The organism is Leucobacter chromiisoli (genome assembly GCF_016522505.1).
GTDB classification, from domain to species: domain Bacteria; phylum Actinomycetota; class Actinomycetes; order Actinomycetales; family Microbacteriaceae; genus Leucobacter; species Leucobacter chromiisoli.
Genome location: NZ_JAEHOH010000003.1, coordinates 1 through 16,395 on the forward strand (window position 1 = coordinate 1; position 16,395 = coordinate 16,395).

17 protein-coding genes are annotated in these 16,395 nt (G+C 71.5%); 8 read left to right on the plus strand and 9 right to left on the minus strand.

Annotation, left to right across the window (positions count from 1 at the left end; all coding sequences use genetic code 11):
• Positions 1-229, plus strand: a 229-nt coding sequence (locus tag JD276_RS02700; RefSeq protein ID WP_233615259.1) for an IS30 family transposase, incomplete at its 5' end; no start/stop codon positions are given.
• A 116-nt stretch (positions 230-345) separates the two neighbouring features.
• On the opposite strand, the gene qcrB is transcribed toward JD276_RS02700, so the two are convergent.
• The 4 genes from qcrB to ctaE are packed head-to-tail and all read right to left on the minus strand — an operon-like array spanning position 346 to position 4,518.
• Positions 346-1,950: a cytochrome bc1 complex cytochrome b subunit gene (gene qcrB / locus JD276_RS02705; RefSeq protein ID WP_200113668.1), complete on the minus strand. Its 1,605-nt coding sequence runs from the start codon at positions 1,948-1,950 to the stop codon at positions 346-348.
• Positions 1,947-3,035, minus strand: coding sequence for a cytochrome bc1 complex Rieske iron-sulfur subunit (gene qcrA / locus JD276_RS02710; protein WP_200113669.1), 1,089 nt, complete (start codon positions 3,033-3,035; stop codon positions 1,947-1,949). The genes qcrB and qcrA overlap by 4 nt, the downstream gene beginning before the upstream one ends.
• A 47-nt stretch (positions 3,036-3,082) precedes the next feature.
• Positions 3,083-3,883 (minus strand): cytochrome bc1 complex diheme cytochrome c subunit, encoded by an 801-nt coding sequence (qcrC, locus tag JD276_RS02715; protein ID WP_200113670.1) that lies wholly within the window; start codon positions 3,881-3,883, stop codon positions 3,083-3,085.
• Between the two features lie 20 nt (positions 3,884-3,903).
• Positions 3,904-4,518 carry an aa3-type cytochrome oxidase subunit III gene (ctaE, locus tag JD276_RS02720; protein ID WP_200113671.1) on the minus strand — a complete coding sequence of 205 codons (615 nt, stop codon included), beginning with the start codon at positions 4,516-4,518 and terminating at the stop codon, positions 3,904-3,906.
• 161 nt (positions 4,519-4,679) lie between these two features.
• Here ctaE and trpD point away from each other — a divergent pair, with 161 nt between their 5' ends.
• Positions 4,680-5,750 carry an anthranilate phosphoribosyltransferase gene (gene trpD, locus JD276_RS02725; RefSeq protein WP_200113673.1) on the plus strand — a complete coding sequence of 357 codons (1,071 nt, stop codon included), beginning with the start codon at positions 4,680-4,682 and terminating at the stop codon, positions 5,748-5,750.
• Between the two features lie 24 nt (positions 5,751-5,774).
• Here the strand turns inward: trpD and JD276_RS02730 are convergent, their stop codons facing one another.
• Complete coding sequence (locus tag JD276_RS02730) at positions 5,775-6,641, minus strand: M23 family metallopeptidase (RefSeq protein ID WP_307866413.1); 867 nt, start codon at positions 6,639-6,641, stop codon at positions 5,775-5,777.
• Positions 6,642-6,811: 170 nt separating this feature from the next.
• Between JD276_RS02730 and JD276_RS02735 the strand changes: the two genes are divergently transcribed.
• Positions 6,812-7,879: an NAD(P)H-dependent flavin oxidoreductase gene (locus tag JD276_RS02735; protein WP_200113682.1), complete on the plus strand. Its 1,068-nt coding sequence runs from the start codon at positions 6,812-6,814 to the stop codon at positions 7,877-7,879.
• On the opposite strand, the gene JD276_RS02740 is transcribed toward JD276_RS02735, so the two are convergent.
• Positions 7,876-8,874 (minus strand): DMT family transporter, encoded by a 999-nt coding sequence (locus JD276_RS02740; RefSeq protein WP_200114012.1) that lies wholly within the window; start codon positions 8,872-8,874, stop codon positions 7,876-7,878. The genes JD276_RS02735 and JD276_RS02740 overlap by 4 nt on opposite strands.
• A 26-nt stretch (positions 8,875-8,900) precedes the next feature.
• Positions 8,901-9,467 (minus strand): TetR/AcrR family transcriptional regulator, encoded by a 567-nt coding sequence (locus JD276_RS02745; protein ID WP_200113684.1) that lies wholly within the window; start codon positions 9,465-9,467, stop codon positions 8,901-8,903.
• Positions 9,468-9,620: 153 nt separating this feature from the next.
• On the opposite strand from JD276_RS02745, the gene JD276_RS02750 reads away from it, so the two are divergent.
• From JD276_RS02750 to chrA, 5 genes are all read left to right on the plus strand, one after another.
• On the plus strand, positions 9,621-10,124 hold the full coding sequence (locus JD276_RS02750) for a flavin reductase family protein (RefSeq protein ID WP_200113686.1): 504 nt from the start codon (positions 9,621-9,623) through the stop codon (positions 10,122-10,124).
• Positions 10,125-10,238: 114 nt separating this feature from the next.
• On the plus strand, positions 10,239-10,847 hold the full coding sequence (locus JD276_RS02755; protein ID WP_200113690.1) for an MFS transporter permease: 609 nt from the start codon (positions 10,239-10,241) through the stop codon (positions 10,845-10,847).
• Positions 10,848-10,981: 134 nt separating this feature from the next.
• Positions 10,982-11,638, plus strand: a complete 657-nt coding sequence (locus JD276_RS02760; RefSeq protein ID WP_200113691.1) for a phosphoribosyltransferase — start codon at positions 10,982-10,984, stop codon at positions 11,636-11,638.
• Between the two features lie 148 nt (positions 11,639-11,786).
• Positions 11,787-12,194: an arsenate reductase ArsC gene (locus tag JD276_RS02765; RefSeq protein ID WP_200113693.1), complete on the plus strand. Its 408-nt coding sequence runs from the start codon at positions 11,787-11,789 to the stop codon at positions 12,192-12,194.
• The gene (chrA, locus tag JD276_RS02770) at positions 12,191-13,411 is read left to right on the plus strand and encodes a chromate efflux transporter (protein WP_200113695.1); all 1,221 of its coding nucleotides are present in this window, start codon (positions 12,191-12,193) and stop codon (positions 13,409-13,411) included. The genes JD276_RS02765 and chrA overlap by 4 nt, the downstream gene beginning before the upstream one ends.
• A 30-nt stretch (positions 13,412-13,441) precedes the next feature.
• Here the strand turns inward: chrA and nhaA are convergent, their stop codons facing one another.
• Together nhaA and JD276_RS02780 are read right to left on the minus strand one after the other, a co-directional pair.
• Complete coding sequence (nhaA, locus tag JD276_RS02775) at positions 13,442-14,764, minus strand: Na+/H+ antiporter NhaA (protein ID WP_307866414.1); 1,323 nt, start codon at positions 14,762-14,764, stop codon at positions 13,442-13,444.
• Positions 14,765-14,911: 147 nt separating this feature from the next.
• Positions 14,912-16,264 carry a DUF418 domain-containing protein gene (locus JD276_RS02780; protein WP_200113700.1) on the minus strand — a complete coding sequence of 451 codons (1,353 nt, stop codon included), beginning with the start codon at positions 16,262-16,264 and terminating at the stop codon, positions 14,912-14,914.
• Positions 16,265-16,395: the final 131 nt, after the last annotated feature.

The following is a 16,395-nucleotide window of genomic DNA, read 5'->3' on the forward strand; positions in this document are numbered from 1 at the left end:
GATGTATTTCTGTGATCCGCACTCGCCCTGGCAACGTGGATCGAACGAGAACCTCAACGGCCTGATCCGGGATTTCTATCCCAAGGGCACGAACTTCAACCAGGTGACTGGTGAAGAGATCGTACTGTTGCAAGACCTGCTGAACGATCGCCCGCGCAAGACTCTGGACTGGGCAACGCCGCGTGAGAAGCTAGGAGCTCTACTCACCGGTGTTGCACTGACCCCCTGAAACCGCCCCCCGATTCTGAGCAGGTACTGTCGAGCCTGGAGTAGACCCCCGGCGACCGCACACAGAAGTGGCCCCGGGAACCGAAGTTCCCGGGGCCATCCTTGTCAGTGCGAACCCTAGTGGTGACCGCCCTGTTCGATCTCGCCCTGCGTGGGGGGCACGATCCGGTCCTCGAAGAACCAGCGGCTGAAGCCGGCGCGCAGACGCTTCGAGAAGGGGATGCGACCGTCGTCGTTCGGACGCAGCATGAGCGGAGCGTAGTCGTGGTAGCTCACGAGCTCCCAGCGCTCGTACTCGCTGAGCGGCTTGTGGACCTCGATGTACTCGCCGCCGGGCATCCGCACGATCCGACCGGACTCGTAACCGTGCAGTGCGATCGTCCGATCCTTCTTCTGCAGAGCCAGGCAGATGCGCTTCGTGATGATGTAGGCGAAGATCGGCCCCAGGATCAGCAGCGCCTGCAGGGCGTGGATCACGCCCTCCATGGACAGCTGGAAGTGGGTGGCCATGAGGTCGGAGCTCGCGCCCGCCCACATCACCGCGTAGAACATGACGCCGGCGGCGCCGATCGCGGTGCGCGTCGGGGCGTTGCGGGGACGGTCGAGGATGTGGTGCTCGCGCTTGTCGCCGGTCACCCAGGCCTCGATGAAGGGGTATGCCGCGACCAGCACCAGGAACACTCCGATGAGCGCCAGCGGGATCAGCATGTTCCACGACCAGGTGTAGCCGAACCACTCGGTCTCGAGCCCCGGCGGGATCAGACGGAGCATGCCGTCCGCGAAGCCGATGTACCAGTCGGGCTGCGTACCCGCCGACACGGGGGAGGGATCGTAGGGGCCGTAGTTCCAGATCGGGTTGATCCCCACGAAGGAGGCGATCAGCACGATGACGCCGAAGACGATGAAGAAGAAGCCGCCGGCCTTGGCCGCGTACACGGGCAGCACGGGGTATCCCACGACGTTCTGCTGGGTCTTGCCCGGGCCGGGGTACTGCGTGTGCTTGTGGATGACCACGAAGGCGAGGTGCAGCGCCACGAACAGGATCACGAGTGCGGGGAGCACCATGATGTGCAGCATGTAGAGGCGGCCGACGATGTCGGTGCCCGGGAACTCGCCGCCGAAGAAGAAGTACGACAGGTAGGTTCCGATGACCGGGATCGCCTTGATGATGCCGTCGATGATGCGGAGGCCGTTGCCCGAGAGCACGTCGTCGGGGAGCGAGTAACCGGTGAAGCCCTCGGCCATGGCCAGGACGAACAGCACGAAGCCGATGACCCAGTTGAGCTCGCGGGGCTTGCGGAAGGCTCCGGTGAAGAAGATGCGCAGCATGTGCAGGCCGATGGAGGCGACGAAGAGCAGCGCCGCCCAGTGGTGCACGTGGCGCATGAGCAGGCCGCCGCGCACCGAGAACGAGATGTCGAGGGTCGACGACATCGCGACCGACATCTCGACGCCCTTCATGGGGACGTAGGGCCCGTTGTAGTGGACCTCGGCCATGGACGCCTGGAAGAACAGGGTCAGGAACGTGCCGGACAGCAGGATGACGACGAAGCTGTAGAGGGCGACCTCGCCGAGCAGGAACGACCAGTGGTCGGGGAAGACCTTGCGGCCGAACTCCTTGACGGCTGCGCCGATCTTGGTGCGCTCATCGATGTAGTTCGCTGCGGCCGCGGTGAAGCGGCTGGAACCGCTCTGCGCGGGGGTGGTGACGGTGCTGCTCACTTGAGGCGCTCCCAGTAGCTCGGGCCGACAGGTTCATGGAAATCGCTCTGCGCGACGAGGTAGCCCTCGTCGTCCACCGTGATGGGCAGCTGCGGCAGCGGGCGCTTCGCGGGCCCGAAGATGACCTTCGCATGCTCCGACACGTCGAACTGCGACTGGTGGCAGGGGCAGAGGAGGTGGTGGGTGTGCTGCTCGTACAGTGCCACGGGGCAGCCGACGTGCGTGCAGACCTTCGAGTACGCGACGATGCCGTCGTAGGACCAGTCCTTGCGCTCGGGCAGCTCCTTGAGCTCCGACTGGTCGAGACGCATGAGGAGCACGATCGCCTTGGCCTTCTCGTCGAGCACGTGACCGGCCTCGCCGAGGTTCTCGGGGACCACGTGGAAGGCGGAGCCGATGGTGACCTCGCTGGCCTTGATGGCGGGACCGACGGCGCTGCCGCCGTGGTCCCGAGCGAGGCGCACGCCCTTGTCCCACATGGTGTGCCTCAGCAGCTCCACCGGATCCTGATCCTGGGGGGCCAGGCCGCGGAGGAGGGTGATGCCGGGGATGGGGAAGGCGATGAGGGCGCCGATGAGGCTGTTGCGGACGAGCGAGCGGCGCGAGAAGCCCGACTCCTCGTCGGCGAGGCGGAAGACCTCGGCAGCCGACTCGCGGGTCTCCGCATCGCTGGCGACGGGGTGGCGCACGTCGATGGACTCGTGGTCGGCCATGATGGCCTTGCCCCAGTGGACCGCGCCGATGCCGATCGCGAGCAGGGCCAGCGCCATGCCGAGGCCGACGAACATGGTGTGGAGGCGGATCTCCAGCAGTTCGCCGCTCTCCATCGGGAAGAACATGTAGGCGAGCACCGCACCGAGGCTGCCTGCGATTGAGATGTAGAAGAGGGTGTAGACGGTGCGCTCGGCCCGCTTCTCCCGCTTCGGATCGATATCCGTGACACGCTTACGGTGCGGGGGAAGGCCCGGGTTCTGCACGGCGTCGGAGGAGATCACCGCGGTTCCCGCGGCCACCTCGCTCATGCCGTGGCCCTGGGCGGCGACAACGGCGCCATCGCTGCCGTTGCTCTTCGCTTCCTCTGCCATGTTGCTCCTTGACTCCTGACTGATGAATTCTCTGCGCGCTGCCGACGCTAGTTCGACTTGGCGGTGACCCAGACGGTGAGGGCGACGATGATGCCCAGTCCGATGATCCAGATGAACAGGCCCTCGGCGACCGGGCCGATCGCCCCGAGCGTGATGCCGCCGACCGCCGGCTTCTCATCGATGTACTTGAGGTACGAGATGATGTCGGCCTTCTCCTGCGGGGTGATGTTGGCGTCGCTGAAGACGGGCATGTTCTGGGGGCCGGTGACCATGGCCTCGTAGACGTGGGTCGGGGCCACACCGGTCAGCTTCGGTGCGAACTTGCCCTCGGTCAGCGCGCCGCCCGCGGCGGCGACGTTGTGGCACATCGCGCAGTTGATGCGGAAGAGCGTGGCGCCGTTGGCGACGTCGCCGTCCCCCTGGAGGTACTGGGTCTCGGGGAGCGCGGGCCCGGGGGCGAGCGACGCCACGTAGGCGGCGAGCTGCAGGGTCTGCTCCTCGGTGAACTGCTGGGGCTTGACCATGCCCTGGGGGCCCTGGAAGGCCAGGGGCATGCGACCGGTGCCGACCTGGAAGTGGACGGAGGCCGCGCCCGCGCCGATCAGCGAGGGGCCGTCGTCGGTGCCCTGCGCCTCGGTGCCGTGGCAGGTGGCGCAGTTCGCGCCGAACAGCTTCTGCCCCTCGTCGATGGCGCTCTGCGAGCTGAGGTCGACCTCGGCGGTGGCGGAGGTCTGGCTGAATCCCGCGTACGCGGCGCCGGTCACGAGCAGGCCCACGGCGACCAGGGCGACGGTGGCGAGGGGGTGACGACGACCCGACTTCCGGACGTTCTTCTTGGCGCGAGCCATGATGTCGATTTCTCCAGACCCTACTTGACGACGTAGATGACGATGAACAGGATGATCCACACGATGTCGACGAAGTGCCAGTAGTAGGACACGACGACCGCGGTGGTCTCCTCCTTGTGGGTGAAGTTCTTCACCGCGTAGACGCGGCCGATCACGAGGAGGAACGCGACGAGGCCGAGCGCGACGTGGATGCCGTGGAAGCCGGTCGTCATGTAGAAGGCGGAGCCGTACGGATCGGAGGCCAGGGTGATGCCCTCGGAGACGAACGTCGCGTACTCCCACACCTGGCCCGCGACGAAGATCGCACCCATGAAGTAGGTGAGGAAGAACCACTCGACGGCTCCCCACTTGGCGGGGCTCGCGCCCGTGGCCCGGGGCTGCATCCGCTCCGCTGCGAAGACACCCGCCTGGCAGGTGAAGGAGGAGGCGACCAGGATCAGGGTGTTGACGAGCGCGAAGGGGAAGTTGTGGAGCTCGGTCTTCTCGGCCCACAGCTCGGGGTTCATGGCCCGCAGCGTGAAGTAGATCGCGAAGAGGCCGGCGAAGAACATGACCTCGCTGCCGAGCCACACGATCGTGCCCACTGCGACGTAGTTGGGTCGCTTCACCGCGGGCACGGCTGACTTGGTATTCATAGTGGTCGTTGTCACCCCTCCATTATGGCTGAAAGTTTGGTGTGCATATTCCACCCGGACGCGGCGCGCCGAACTTTCTGTGAACTTCCCCGCAAGCCTATCGTCTGTCGGCCCGGGCGCGTGCACCGACGCCCGCTTCCCGCGTCGATAGGATTGTCCGCATGATCGATGAACGCACCTGGCCGACCGTGCTCACCTCGCTCCTCGCGGGCGAAGATCTCAGCGTGTCGCAGGCCGAGTGGGCGATGTCGGAGTTCATGACCGGCTCGGCGAGCGGCGCCCAGATGGGCGGGTTCCTCGTGGCCCTCCGCGCCAAGGGCGTGACGGTCGACGAGATCGTCGGGTTCCGCGACGCGATTCTCGCCGAGGCTCGTCCGATCGAGCTGCCCGCGATGTCCCTCGACATCGTCGGCACCGGGGGCGACCGCTACGGCACGGTCAACGTCTCCACCATGGCGTCGGTCATCGCGGCGGCGGCGGGCGCGCCCATCGTGAAGCACGGCAACCGCGCGGCGAGCAGCAAGTCGGGATCGTCCGATGTGCTGTCGGCCCTCGGCGTCGACCTGGCGCTCGAGCCGGATCGGCTGGTCGAGGCCTTCGAGCGGACGGGCATCGCCTTCGTGCACGCCGCGAGGTTCCTGCCCGGCTTCCGCCACGTGGGGCCGGTGCGGGCGGATCTCGGCATCCCGACCGTGTTCAACTTCCTCGGCCCGCTCTGCAACCCCGTCCGGCCGGAGGCGTCTGCGGTCGGCGTGGCCGACGCCGACCGGGCTCCGCTCATCGCGGGCGTGTTCCGCATCAGGGGCGCGGCGGCCCTCGTGTTCCGCGGCGACGACGGCCTCGACGAGCTCACGACCACCGGGCACTCGCGCATCTGGGAGGTCAGCCGCGGGGCGCTGACCGAGCACGATCTGGATCCCCGGGACATCGGGATCCCCCGCGCGCGCATCGAGGATCTCATCGGCGGCACCCCGGAGGAGAACGCCTCGGTCGTGCACCGCGTGTTCGCGGGGGAGACCGGCCCGGTGCGCGACATCGCCCTGCTGAACGCAGCGGCGGGCCTCGTCGCGTTCGACCTGGTGAAGAACCCGGAGTCGGCCGAGCAGCCGATCCTCGAGCGTCTGGCGGCCCGGCTCCGCTCCGCGGAGGAGGCCGTGGATTCGGGCCGCGCCGCGGCGAAGCTCGAGGAGTGGGCCCGGGCGACGACCGAGCTCGGCGCCGGCGGGAGCTGAGCCCGGAGGATCCCGAGCCCGGCGCTAGCGGGTGATCCGGTTGTACTTCTGCAGGAACGGCATCGGATCGACCGCCTCGCCGTCGATCTTGATGACGAGGTGCAGGTGCGCCCCGAAGGACATGCCGGTATTGCCCACGCGGCCGACCGTCTCGGCCACCTCGACGGCGTCCCCCTCCTGCAGCGTGTTCGAGGCGTCCTGCATGTGGCAGTAGCGGCTCTGGACGTCCATCCCGTCGATCTCGTGCTGCAGCTTCAGCCCGAAGCCGCAGCCGTCGCTGGAGTAGCCGGCTTCGAGGACCACGCCATCGGCGATGGCCTGGATGGGGGTGCCGGCGGCCGCAGCGAAGTCCTGGGCGTCGTGGAAGCCCTCGACGGGCGCGGTGCGGTACCCGAAGGGGTCGGTGAGCTGCACGGGCTGCGCGAAGGGATACTGCACCTCCGCGCCGGCGATGTTGCTGAAGGTGCCCGGAGTGACGCTGTCCGCGACCTCGACCGCGTTCAACGCCTCGAACGATGAGCCCTCGACGGCCTCGAGCGCGAGATTCTGCTGGTGCAGGGCGGCGGGCGCGCTCTCGAGCTCGAAGCCCGCCGTCACCGGGAGCGCGAGGGTCAGGACCAGGCCGCCCGCGCTCGCGAGCGCGGCCGAGGCGGTCGCAGCCCTCCGCGCCCTCCCGGCCCGACGGCGCGGCGCGGGCGCGGAGACGGCGGGCTCGGCGTCGGCGTCGTCCGCGTCGGGCGTGAAGGTGCGCAGAGGGAGGCGCAGGTAGGCGCCGGCATCCGCCGAGAGCTGGAACGGATCGGCCGTGCCCGGCTCGGCCGCCCGTGCGGCGTCGCGCGTCGTCCCCTCGCGGAGGCTCCTCCTCGAGGGGAGCCGAGGCGCCTCAGGCACAGAGCTATCCCGCATGCGGTCCTTCCGGAGGTGAGTGCTATCGCCGCGGCGCGACGGCCTCGGGCAAGATAACGAACAGGTTACAGGTTGCGTCCGGAGCGCGCCACCCTCGCCCCGACCGCCCGGTCCCGCGCACCTCCCGTCCTCCCATCCGTACTAGCCTGGTCGCCATGGGCGGACTACTCGAGAGCGACCTTCCCATCGTCGGAGCCCCGATGGCCGGCGGGCCCGGCACCGTGCGGCTGGCCGGCGCCGTCGCGGAGGCGGGCGGGTTCCCCTTCCTCGCCGCAGGCTACCGGGAGTCGGCGGGGCTCGCCGACGAGATCCGGGAACTGCGGAGCCGACTCGGAGAGGCCCGGCGCGGCGGGGCGTCCGGAGGCGAGTCGGACGGGCCGGGCTTCGGCGTCAACCTGTTCGTCCCGAGCGCTCGCGAGATCGAACCGGAGGTCTTCAGGCGATACGCGGACGAGCTGCGGGAGGAGGCCTCGGCTCTCGGGGTGGAGCTTCCCGACCGGCCCGTGCACGACGACGACCGCTGGGACGAGAAGCTGGAGCTGCTGATCGCAGATCCGGTTCCGGTCGTGTCTTTCACCTTCGGCATCCCGGCTCCGGGGGAGATCGCGGCGCTGCAGCGCGCCGGCACCCGCGTGCTCGTCACCGTGACGAGCCGCGCCGAGGCGCTGCGGGCGCAGGAGGCCGGCGCCGACGGGCTGGTGGCTCAGGGCTCGGGTGCGGGCGGGCACCGCGGCACTCACGATCCGGGCGCGGCTCCCTCCGACGCCCCGGCAGTGGAACTCGTGCGCCGGGTGGCGCCGATCACGCGCCTGCCGGTCATCGCCGCCGGGGGAGTGGACGGGCCGGAGGCCGTCGCCGAGCTGCTCGACGCCGGCGCCGAGGCCGTGGCCGTCGGCACGCTGCTGCTGCGCACGCCGGAGGCGGGCACGGGCCGGACGCACCGCGAGGCGCTCGCGGATCCCCGGTTCACGGACACCGTCGTCACGCGGGCCTTCACCGGCCGGTACGCCCGGGCTCTGCGGAACGGCTTCGTCGGGCGCCACCCCGCTGCACCGGAGGGCTACCCCGAGCTGCACCATCTCACCCGGCCGCTGCGGCGGGCGGCGGCGACGGCGCAGGATCCGGACCGTCTGCACCTCTGGGCGGGAACCGGGTTCCGCGCTGCCGAGGAGCGCCCCGCGTCCGAGGTGGTGCGGAGGCTCGCCGAGCGCCTCCCCGCCTAGTCCCCGCCTGCGCGGACGCGGCGCTCGCGACCGTGCCCTCCGCCGGCGCCCGGCCTCCGCTCCGACTCCGGCCCGTGCGGTGCGAGGGCGAGGATCGCGAGCGTCAGGGCGATCATCGCGAGGCCCGCCCAGGCCGCGGGGTTCAACCGCTCGCCGACGATCACCACCGCGAGCACCGCGGCGACCGCAGGCTCGCAGAGCGTGAGCGTCGTGGCGGCGCTGGGGGCGATCCTCGTGAGTCCGAAGCCGAAGAGGAGGTAGCCGAGGAACATCGGAACGAGCGCCATGTACGCGGCGACGGCGAAGTTGCCGGGCGACTCGAGGAGTGGAGCACCGGTGATGAGCAGCACCGGGATCAGGAGCGCGCCGCCGAGACCGAAGACCGACCCCATCGCGGCGGCACGGCCGACGCCTCCGAGGATCAGCCGGTAGGCGCACCAGGAGTAGAGCGCGTAGGCGGCGCCGGCGACGAGGCCGAGGCCGATCCCGAGCACGGTCTCGCCCGGGGGAGCCGCCGGATCGTTCATCTTCGACACGCAGAGGATCGCGCTGCCTGCGATCCCGAGCGCGGCGGCGGAGGTCCACCAGGCTCCGAGCCGCCGGCCCTCGAGCAGGCGCTCCAGCAGACCCGACGCGATCGGTGCGGAGCCGAGCGAGACGACCGTGCCGATCGCGACGCCGGCCAGGTGCATGGAGCTGTAGAAGGCCAGCGGGTAGACGGCGACCGCGAGCGCACCGGCGAGGACGATGCCCGGACGTCGGCGCAGCGCGACCCGCTGGCGCCGCAGCGCGGGGAGCGCGACCGCTCCCTGCAGCAGGCCGCCGATGCCGAGCGCGGCCGCGCCGATCGCGAGCGGCCCCGCGCCCGGAGCGAAGGTGGCCGCCGTGCCGGTGGTGCCCCAGAGGATCGCGGCGACGAGGACCGCTGCGATGCCGCCGATCCTGCCGGCGCTCGCCGCTCGCGGCGCTCCCGCTGCCGCGGGCCCGCCGTCCACTGCGCCTGCGGCTCCCGCGGCGGCCGTCACAGGTGGTCCAGCATGTTCATCGCGATCTGCCTCGCGCGCAGCAGGCGGTCCGTCGTGCCCTCGAGTCCGGCGCGCACCATCGCCCCCTCGAGCAGGAAGCAGAACAGCTCGGCGAGCTCCTCGGCGCGTCGGTCGTCCGCGAGGCGGGCGAGGTGCTCGCGCAGGATCGCCTCGACCTCCTCCTTGTGAGTGCGGACCGCGAGGCGGGCGGGATCCCCGGCGGGGAACTCCGCAGCGGCGTTCAACAGGCCGCAGCCGCGGAAACCGCCTGCGTACGGATCCGAGGCGTGATCGATGTACGCCTCGAACACCGCGAGGGCGCGGTCCCGCGGACCCGCCGCGGCATCGGCGCGGGCGCGGTAGAGGTACAGCCATTCGCGATGCCGCTCCTCGAGGTAGGCGAGTACCAGCTCGGCCTTCGAGGAGAAGTTGTTGTAGAGGCTCATCTTGGCGACCCCGGCGTCGGCGATGATCCCGTCGATACCGGTCGCCGCGACCCCGTCGGAGTAGAAGCGCTTGGCTGCGGCGTCGAGCAGTCGTTCGCGGGCGCTGGTGCGCGGCATACGGGTTCTCCCGCCTCTCCCGACGCCCCACCGGTTCGCCGGTTCGGGAGCGCCGTTCCATTCATACTAGGTAGATCAGTCTACCTATTATCGAGATCGGCGGAAGCCGCGTCGACTTGACCCCGGGAGGGTGCCGGGTTCTAAGGTCGAGGTATGAGCGACGCACAGCACCTCCCGGAACGACATCTCGCCACGCAGGAGGCGTTCAAGGACGCGTTCCGGGAGCACCCGGCCGGCATCGCGCTCATCACGGCGGAGACGGCAGACGGGCCCGTGGGGCTGACGGCGTCGAGCGTCGCGTCGGTGGGGCTCGACCCGCTCGCCCTCGCGTTCTCGGTGACGCGGGCCACGGGCAGCGCCGGTGGCATCCTGAGCGCCCCCGGCTACGTCGTGCACCTGCTCTCGGCGAACAACATCGGGATCGCCGAGACCTTCGCGCGATCCGGCACCGAGCGCTTCACCGACGACCAGGGGTGGGAGCGCCTGCCGACGGGCGAGCCCTTCCTGCCGGCGGCGAGGGTGGCGCTGCGGTGCCGCACGATGCAGGCGATCCCCGTCGGCTCCTCATCGCTCGTGCTCGCCGAGGTGCTCGAAGTGATCCCGGGCGAGCCCGGCGCCGTGCTCGTGTACCAGGATCGCACCTTCCGCACGCTGTAGCGGGGAGCGGCGAGGGGAACGGAGAGCGGGGATCGCTGAGCGGCCCTCCGGTCGCGGTGCAGCAGCGCGCCGCCCTCCCGGCGAGCACTCATGCGCGCGATCTATGCTCGAGGCATGTGGTTGCGACGCGCGTTCTACCGTTGGCTCTTCCCGGCCGCGATCGTGCTGCCGCTGTGGCTGCTGACGGGATGGGGCCTGTTCCGCGCCGGCGGGTGGGCCTTCCTGTGGGTGCTGTTCATCGCGATCCCGTCGGTGTTCGTCGGACAGCTCCTGCTCGCCCTCCTCGTCAGGGCCCGCCCGTCGGTGCGCGCGAGTGCCGCCGTGTCCTGGCTCGACGTCGCCGGTTTCTCGGTGTGGCACGTGCTCGTGGTGTTCGTCGGAATCTTCTCCGAGCGCTGGTTCCCGTTCGCGCTGAGCGGTGCGATCCTCGCCGCGCTCGGCCTCTTCTGGCTCTCGATCCGCCAGCTGCGGAGCGAGCTCCGCGACATGGGCGCCGCCGCGGGGTTCCCGAGGCCGTGGCAGGGTCCCGGCGCCGAGGCGGGGCCGACCCCCGGCGGCGGATCCGGGCGCATCAGGCCGGGCGAGGTGCTGATCGTCACCGACGTCGAACCGCGGGAACCGAGTGGTCGGGGCGAGTCGCCGAAGCCGGGCGCCGCGGGCGGCACGGGTGAGCCCGGCGAGCGGTCGCCGCACGATCCGGATCGGACGCGCGACGACCGCTGACGGCAGCGGGCGCGCCGGCCACCTCGCGGCCGCGGCGTTCACGTTCCGCGGCTGTGCGCTCTCCAAGGTACCCGCCGTACCATCCGAGGCACCTGTCGCGAACGCGGCCGGCGACAGCAGAGAGGAGCGGCACCGTGGAGAGATTTCGGGACCGGCGGGAGGCGGGTCGGATGCTCGGAGAGCGCCTCGCGCAGAATCCGCCCCCGAGCCCGGTCGTGCTGGGGTTGCCCCGCGGCGGCGTGCCCGTGGCCGACGAGGTGGCGCGGACGCTGGGAGCGCCGCTCGATGTGCTCGTCGTACGCAAGCTCGGGGTGCCCGGGCGCGAGGAGGTCGCGATGGGGGCCGTGGGGGAGGAGGAAGCCACCGTGCTGAACCCCGACGTGATCGCCGTGATGGGCGTACCCGATGAGGAGCGCCGGCGCGTCGCGGAGCGGGAGCGCGCGGAGGTGAGGGAGCGCGTCGGCCGCTTCCGCGAGGGGCGCTCCGCGGTGCCCCTGACCGGGCGCGCGGCGATCGTCGTCGACGACGGCGTCGCGACCGGAGCGACCGCGCGAGCGGCCTGCCGGATCGCCCGCGCTCGGGGGGCCCGGCGCGTCGTGCTGGCCGTCCCGGTCGCGGCTCCCGATGCTCTGGCGGCGGTGCGGGAGGCGGGCGAGGCCGACGAGACGGTGTGCCTCGCGGCGCCGCGGAGCTTCATGTCCGTCGGCATGCACTACGCGGACTTCACCCAGACCGAGGACGCGGAGGCGATCGGGATCCTCCGGGCGCTCGGGGAGGGTCGCGGGGACTGACGTGCGGTCGCCGACGCGGCGAGGGTGAACGACCGGTGAACGCCGTCCCTCCCGCTTGCACCGAGCGGCGACCATGCCCAGACTGGAAGCATGCCGAATCGGTCGGCTGCGCCAGCGCTGCCGACCGACCGAGAGAAGCGAACGCACCATGACCGAGCCGAAGCCCTCCGTGCTGTTCGTCTGCGTCCACAACGCCGGGCGCTCCCAGATGGCGGCGGGCTACCTCCGCCGTCTCGCGGGAGACCGCATCGAGGTGCGCTCCGCCGGGTCGCTCCCCGCAGACCGGATCAACCCCGTGGCGATCGAGGCGATGCGGGAGGAGGGCATCGACATCGCGGCCGAGCAGCCCCGGGTGCTCACCGACGCGGCCGTCGAGGCCTCCGACGTCGTGGTCACGATGGGGTGCGGCGATGCCTGTCCGTTCTTCCCGGGCACGCGGTACGAGGACTGGGCGCTCGAGGATCCGGCGGGGCTGGGCATCGCCGCCATACGGCCGATCCGGGACGAGATCCGGAAGCGCGTCGAGGCCCTCGTCGCCGAGCTGCTGCCCCGATGAGGCCGGCCTCGGCCCCGCCGCGCGGCAGCGCGCTCGAGGTCCTCCGCGTCTTCCTCGCACTGGGCGTCACGTCCTTCGGAGGGCCCGTCGCGCACCTCGGCTACTTCCGCGAGGAGCTCGTGGCGCGACGCCGATGGGTGAGCGAACCGCAGTACGCCGAGCTCGTGGCGCTCTGCCAGTTCCTTCCCGGTCCCGCCTCGAGCCAGGTGGGTTTCGCCCTCGGCCTCATCCGCGCCGGAGGCCTCGGCGCCCTCGCGGCGTGGGCCGCGTTCACGCTGCCGTCGGCGCTGCTGATGGTGCTGTTCGCGATCGGCGCGGTCTCCCTCGACGGCCCCGTCGGCCAGGGCGTGCTCGCGGGGCTCAAGTGCGTCGCGGTGGCGGTCGTCGCGCACGCGGTCTGGGGGATGGCCCGCACACTGACTCCCGACCTCCGCCGCCTCGTCATCGCGGCGGTCGCCGCGGCGCTCGCACTGCTGCTGCCGGGCAACCTCGGGCAGATCGCGGCGATCCTCCTGGGCCTCGCGGCCGGCGCCCTCCTGTGCCGGCGCGCCGTTCCCGAGGTCGCGGAACCGCTGGACGTGCGCGTCTCCCGCCGGGTCGCGCTCGCGGCGCTGGCCCTGTTCGGACTGCTGCTCGGGGCGCTGCCGATCCTCGCCCGTGCCGGGCACGAGATCTGGGCAGGTATCGCCGACGCCTTCTTCCGGGCCGGTGCACTCGTCTTCGGCGGCGGTCACGTCGTGCTCCCGCTGCTGCAGGCCGAGCCGATGATCGCCGACGCGGTGGGGCGCGAGCAGTTCCTCGCGGGATACGGGGCGGCGCAGGCGGTCCCCGGGCCGCTGTTCACCTTCGCCGCCTACCTGGGCTTCGAGATGGGTCCCGGCGGGGCCGCGCCGATGACCGCCCTCCTGTCCCTCGTCGCGGTGTTCCTGCCCGGGATCCTGCTGCTGCTCGGGGCGCTGCCGTTCTGGAACCGCCTGCGCGCGAGCGCCGCCGTGCGGTCGGCGATGGCCGGCGCGAACGCCGCGGTGGTCGGGATACTCGGGGCGGCGCTGTGGACGCCGGTCATCACCTCGGGGATCACCGGCCCGGCCTCCCTCCTCATCGCCTCGGGTTGCCTCGCGCTGCTCGTCGTGTGGCGGCTCCCCGCCTGGATCGCCGTCGCGGCCGGCGCCGCGTGCGGAGCGGCCGCCGGCCTGCTCGTCCCCGGATGGATCTGACGCCGGCCGGCCGCTCCGCACGATCCGGCGCTAGCGGTCTCCCTGGAACACGTCGGGGATCCCGTCGCCGTCCGCATCGACGGCGTCGCGCTCGCGGATCCGCCGATACCGGCGATTGCGGGCGCCCAGCAGGAGGGCCGCGCCGAGCGCCGCGAGAACCGAGGCCGTGAGGACGGCGACCTTCGCGTAGGCGTGCTCCGGTGATCCCGCGGCGAAGCTCAGCTCGGCCACGAGCAGTGACACCGTGAAGCCGATGCCGGCGAGCAGGCCGACCCCGATCATGTCGACCCAGCGCAGCTCGGGGTCGAGGCGGCTGCGCGTGAGCTTCGTCATCAGCCAGGTGGTGAGGACGATGCCGATCGGCTTGCCGAGCACGAGCGCGGCCACGATGGCGAAGGTGAGCGGGTGGGTGGCCGCCGTGCGGATCCCGTCCCAGCCGCCGACCGAGACGCCCGCCGCGAAGAAGGCGAAGACCGGCACCGCGAAACCCGCGGAGAGCGGCCGGAAGCGGTGCTCGAACTCCTCGGCGAGCCCCGGGCGATGCCGTGCCTCTTCGCGCACGGCCCGGCGGTGCAGCACCGGGACGGTGAAGCCGAGGAGCACGCCCGCGATCGTCGCGTGGATGCCGGAGGCGTGCATGAGCGCCCAGGCGACTCCGCCGATCGGCAGCAGAATCGCCCAGGCGGCGAAAGGGCGGAGCCCGAAGAAGTCCCGGTATCGCTGCGCGATGAGGCCGTAGAGCGCGATCGTCGCGAAGGAGAGCAGCAGCGGGACCACCGCGATGCTGTCGGTGTAGAAGAGCGCGATGATGCTGATCGCGAGCAGGTCGTCGACGACCGCCAGCGTGAGGAGGAAGATGCGCAGCGCGCTCGGCAGGTGCGAGCCGATGATCGCGAGCACGGCGACGGCGAACGCGATGTCGGTGGCCGTCGGGATCGCCCACCCCTGGCGCAGCTCGGGCTGCTGCCAGGCGATGCCGGTGTAGATGAGCGCGGGCACGAGCACCCCGCCCGCCGCCGCGGCGATCGGCATGATCGCCGTGCTGAACTTCCTCAGGTCGCCCGCGACGAACTCGCGCTTGAGCTCCAGGCCGACGAGGAAGAAGAAGATCGCGAGCAGGCCGTCGGCGGCCCACGCCCCGAGGCTGAGCCGCAGATGCCAGGGCTCGTAGCCGACCTCGAAGTCGCGGAGCGCGAAGTAGGAGTCGGCGAGCGGCGAGTTCGCCCAGACGAGGGCGACCAGCGCGGCAGCGACGAGGAGGAGGCCGCCCACGGTCTCCTTGCGGAGGATCTCTCCGATGCGTCGAGCCTCGGCGAAGGAGCCGTAGGCGGGGAAGGTGCGGGGTGAGTTCACGGGGTCGGGGCCTCCAGGGTCGGGGATAGCGTCGTCGTCTCGCCGACCAGACTTCCCGGCACACCAGCCGCAGCTGCGGGCGGTTCCGCAGAGCGACCCCCTCATCCTATGCGTTCCGCCGGCCGCGGCGGTACGCGGCCGAGGCGCTCACCCCGAGATCGGAGGCTCGCCGGCCGCTCGGTCGAAGCGGGAGTAGGTGAGCCGGCGCAGCAGCGCTTCCGCGGGCCCGCGCGCGCCGCGCCGCTCGAGCATGACGGCGAGCGCCACGGAGAGGAGCCAGACGGCGAGGGCGATCGCGAAGGCGGCGGCCGTGCCGATCCGGGATCCGAGGCCGAAGCCCCAGGCGGCGAGCAGGGGTGCGAAGACGACCGACTGCAGCAGGTAGCAGCTCAGCGATCGCCTCCCGACGGCGGCGATCGCCCGCACGCCCGCGGGGGAGCGGCCGCGCAGGCGGACCCCGAGCGCCCCGAAGAGCGCGGCGTACCCCACCCCTCCGGCCACCCCGGCGAGCTGGTCGAGCGGCATGAGGCCCCACGCCACCGGTTCGAGGGCGGGCAGCACGCCGAGGTGGATCAGCGCCGGGGGAGCGGCGCCCAGCGTGCCGATGGCGAGACCCCATGCGGCGACGGCTCCGAGGCGGATGCGTGATCCCGGGACCTCGAGCCACCGGTGCCGAGCGGCGAGCCAGCCGAGCAGGATGCAGGCCGGTACGAGCAGGGCGAGGACCGTCGCGGGAGTCGCGACGAGCCACAGGCCGATGCGGACGAGCAGCGCCCAGCCGTACCCGGGGATGCCGTTGAGGAGATCGGCGTTGCTCAGGTCGCCGAAGCCGCCGGCCCCGTCGCCCGTGCCCGCGCCAGCGATCAGGGCCTGCGCCTCGGGCGGGAGGAGCAGGCCGACCGCCGCCGCTGCCGCGAGCGAGAGCAGCACCGCCACCGAGAACAGGCCGAGCAGTATCCAGGCCGTGATCCTCACCGCCCGGTCGGATCGCCAGAACAGCGCCGCCGTCAGCACGAGGCCCGCGAGCCCGTACGCTCCGAGGATGTCGCCCGCGAACAGCAGGGCCGCGTGCGCGAAGCCGAAGGCGAGCAGCCACCAGTGACGGCGCCAGAGCATGCTCCGCACGGCCTCGGGCCGCACGCCCCGGACGTGCCGAGACATGGCGAACTGCACCATGCCGTAGCCGAAGAGGAAGGCGAACAGGGGATAGATGCGCGCGTCGACGAAGAGGATCCCGATCACGGAGAGCACCAGATCGATCCCATCGCCGTCGACGGGGTGGTTGGTGTACAGCGGGGTGTCGTGCCCCCAGAGGTACACGGAGACATTGGCCACGGCGATGAGCAGCAGCATGAGCCCGCGCGCGAGGTCGGGCGCGAGGGCCCGCGGGGCGGCAGCTCCCGGAGTGGTGGATGTCGGGGCGGAGGGTGTCGGGGCGGTGGACGCCGGAGTTGCGGATGTGGGAACGGGCGTCGGAGCGTCGGGTGTCGAGGCGGGCATCGATCTCCCTCGGGTCGGTGCGCGGATGCGGTGCTGAAGACGGAGCGCTTCCACGCTAGCGAAGGTGTACCGGCTCCGCACTCTCGTCGATCCCACGCACCCGGGCACGGTCGCGCCTCGGGCGCACTCCG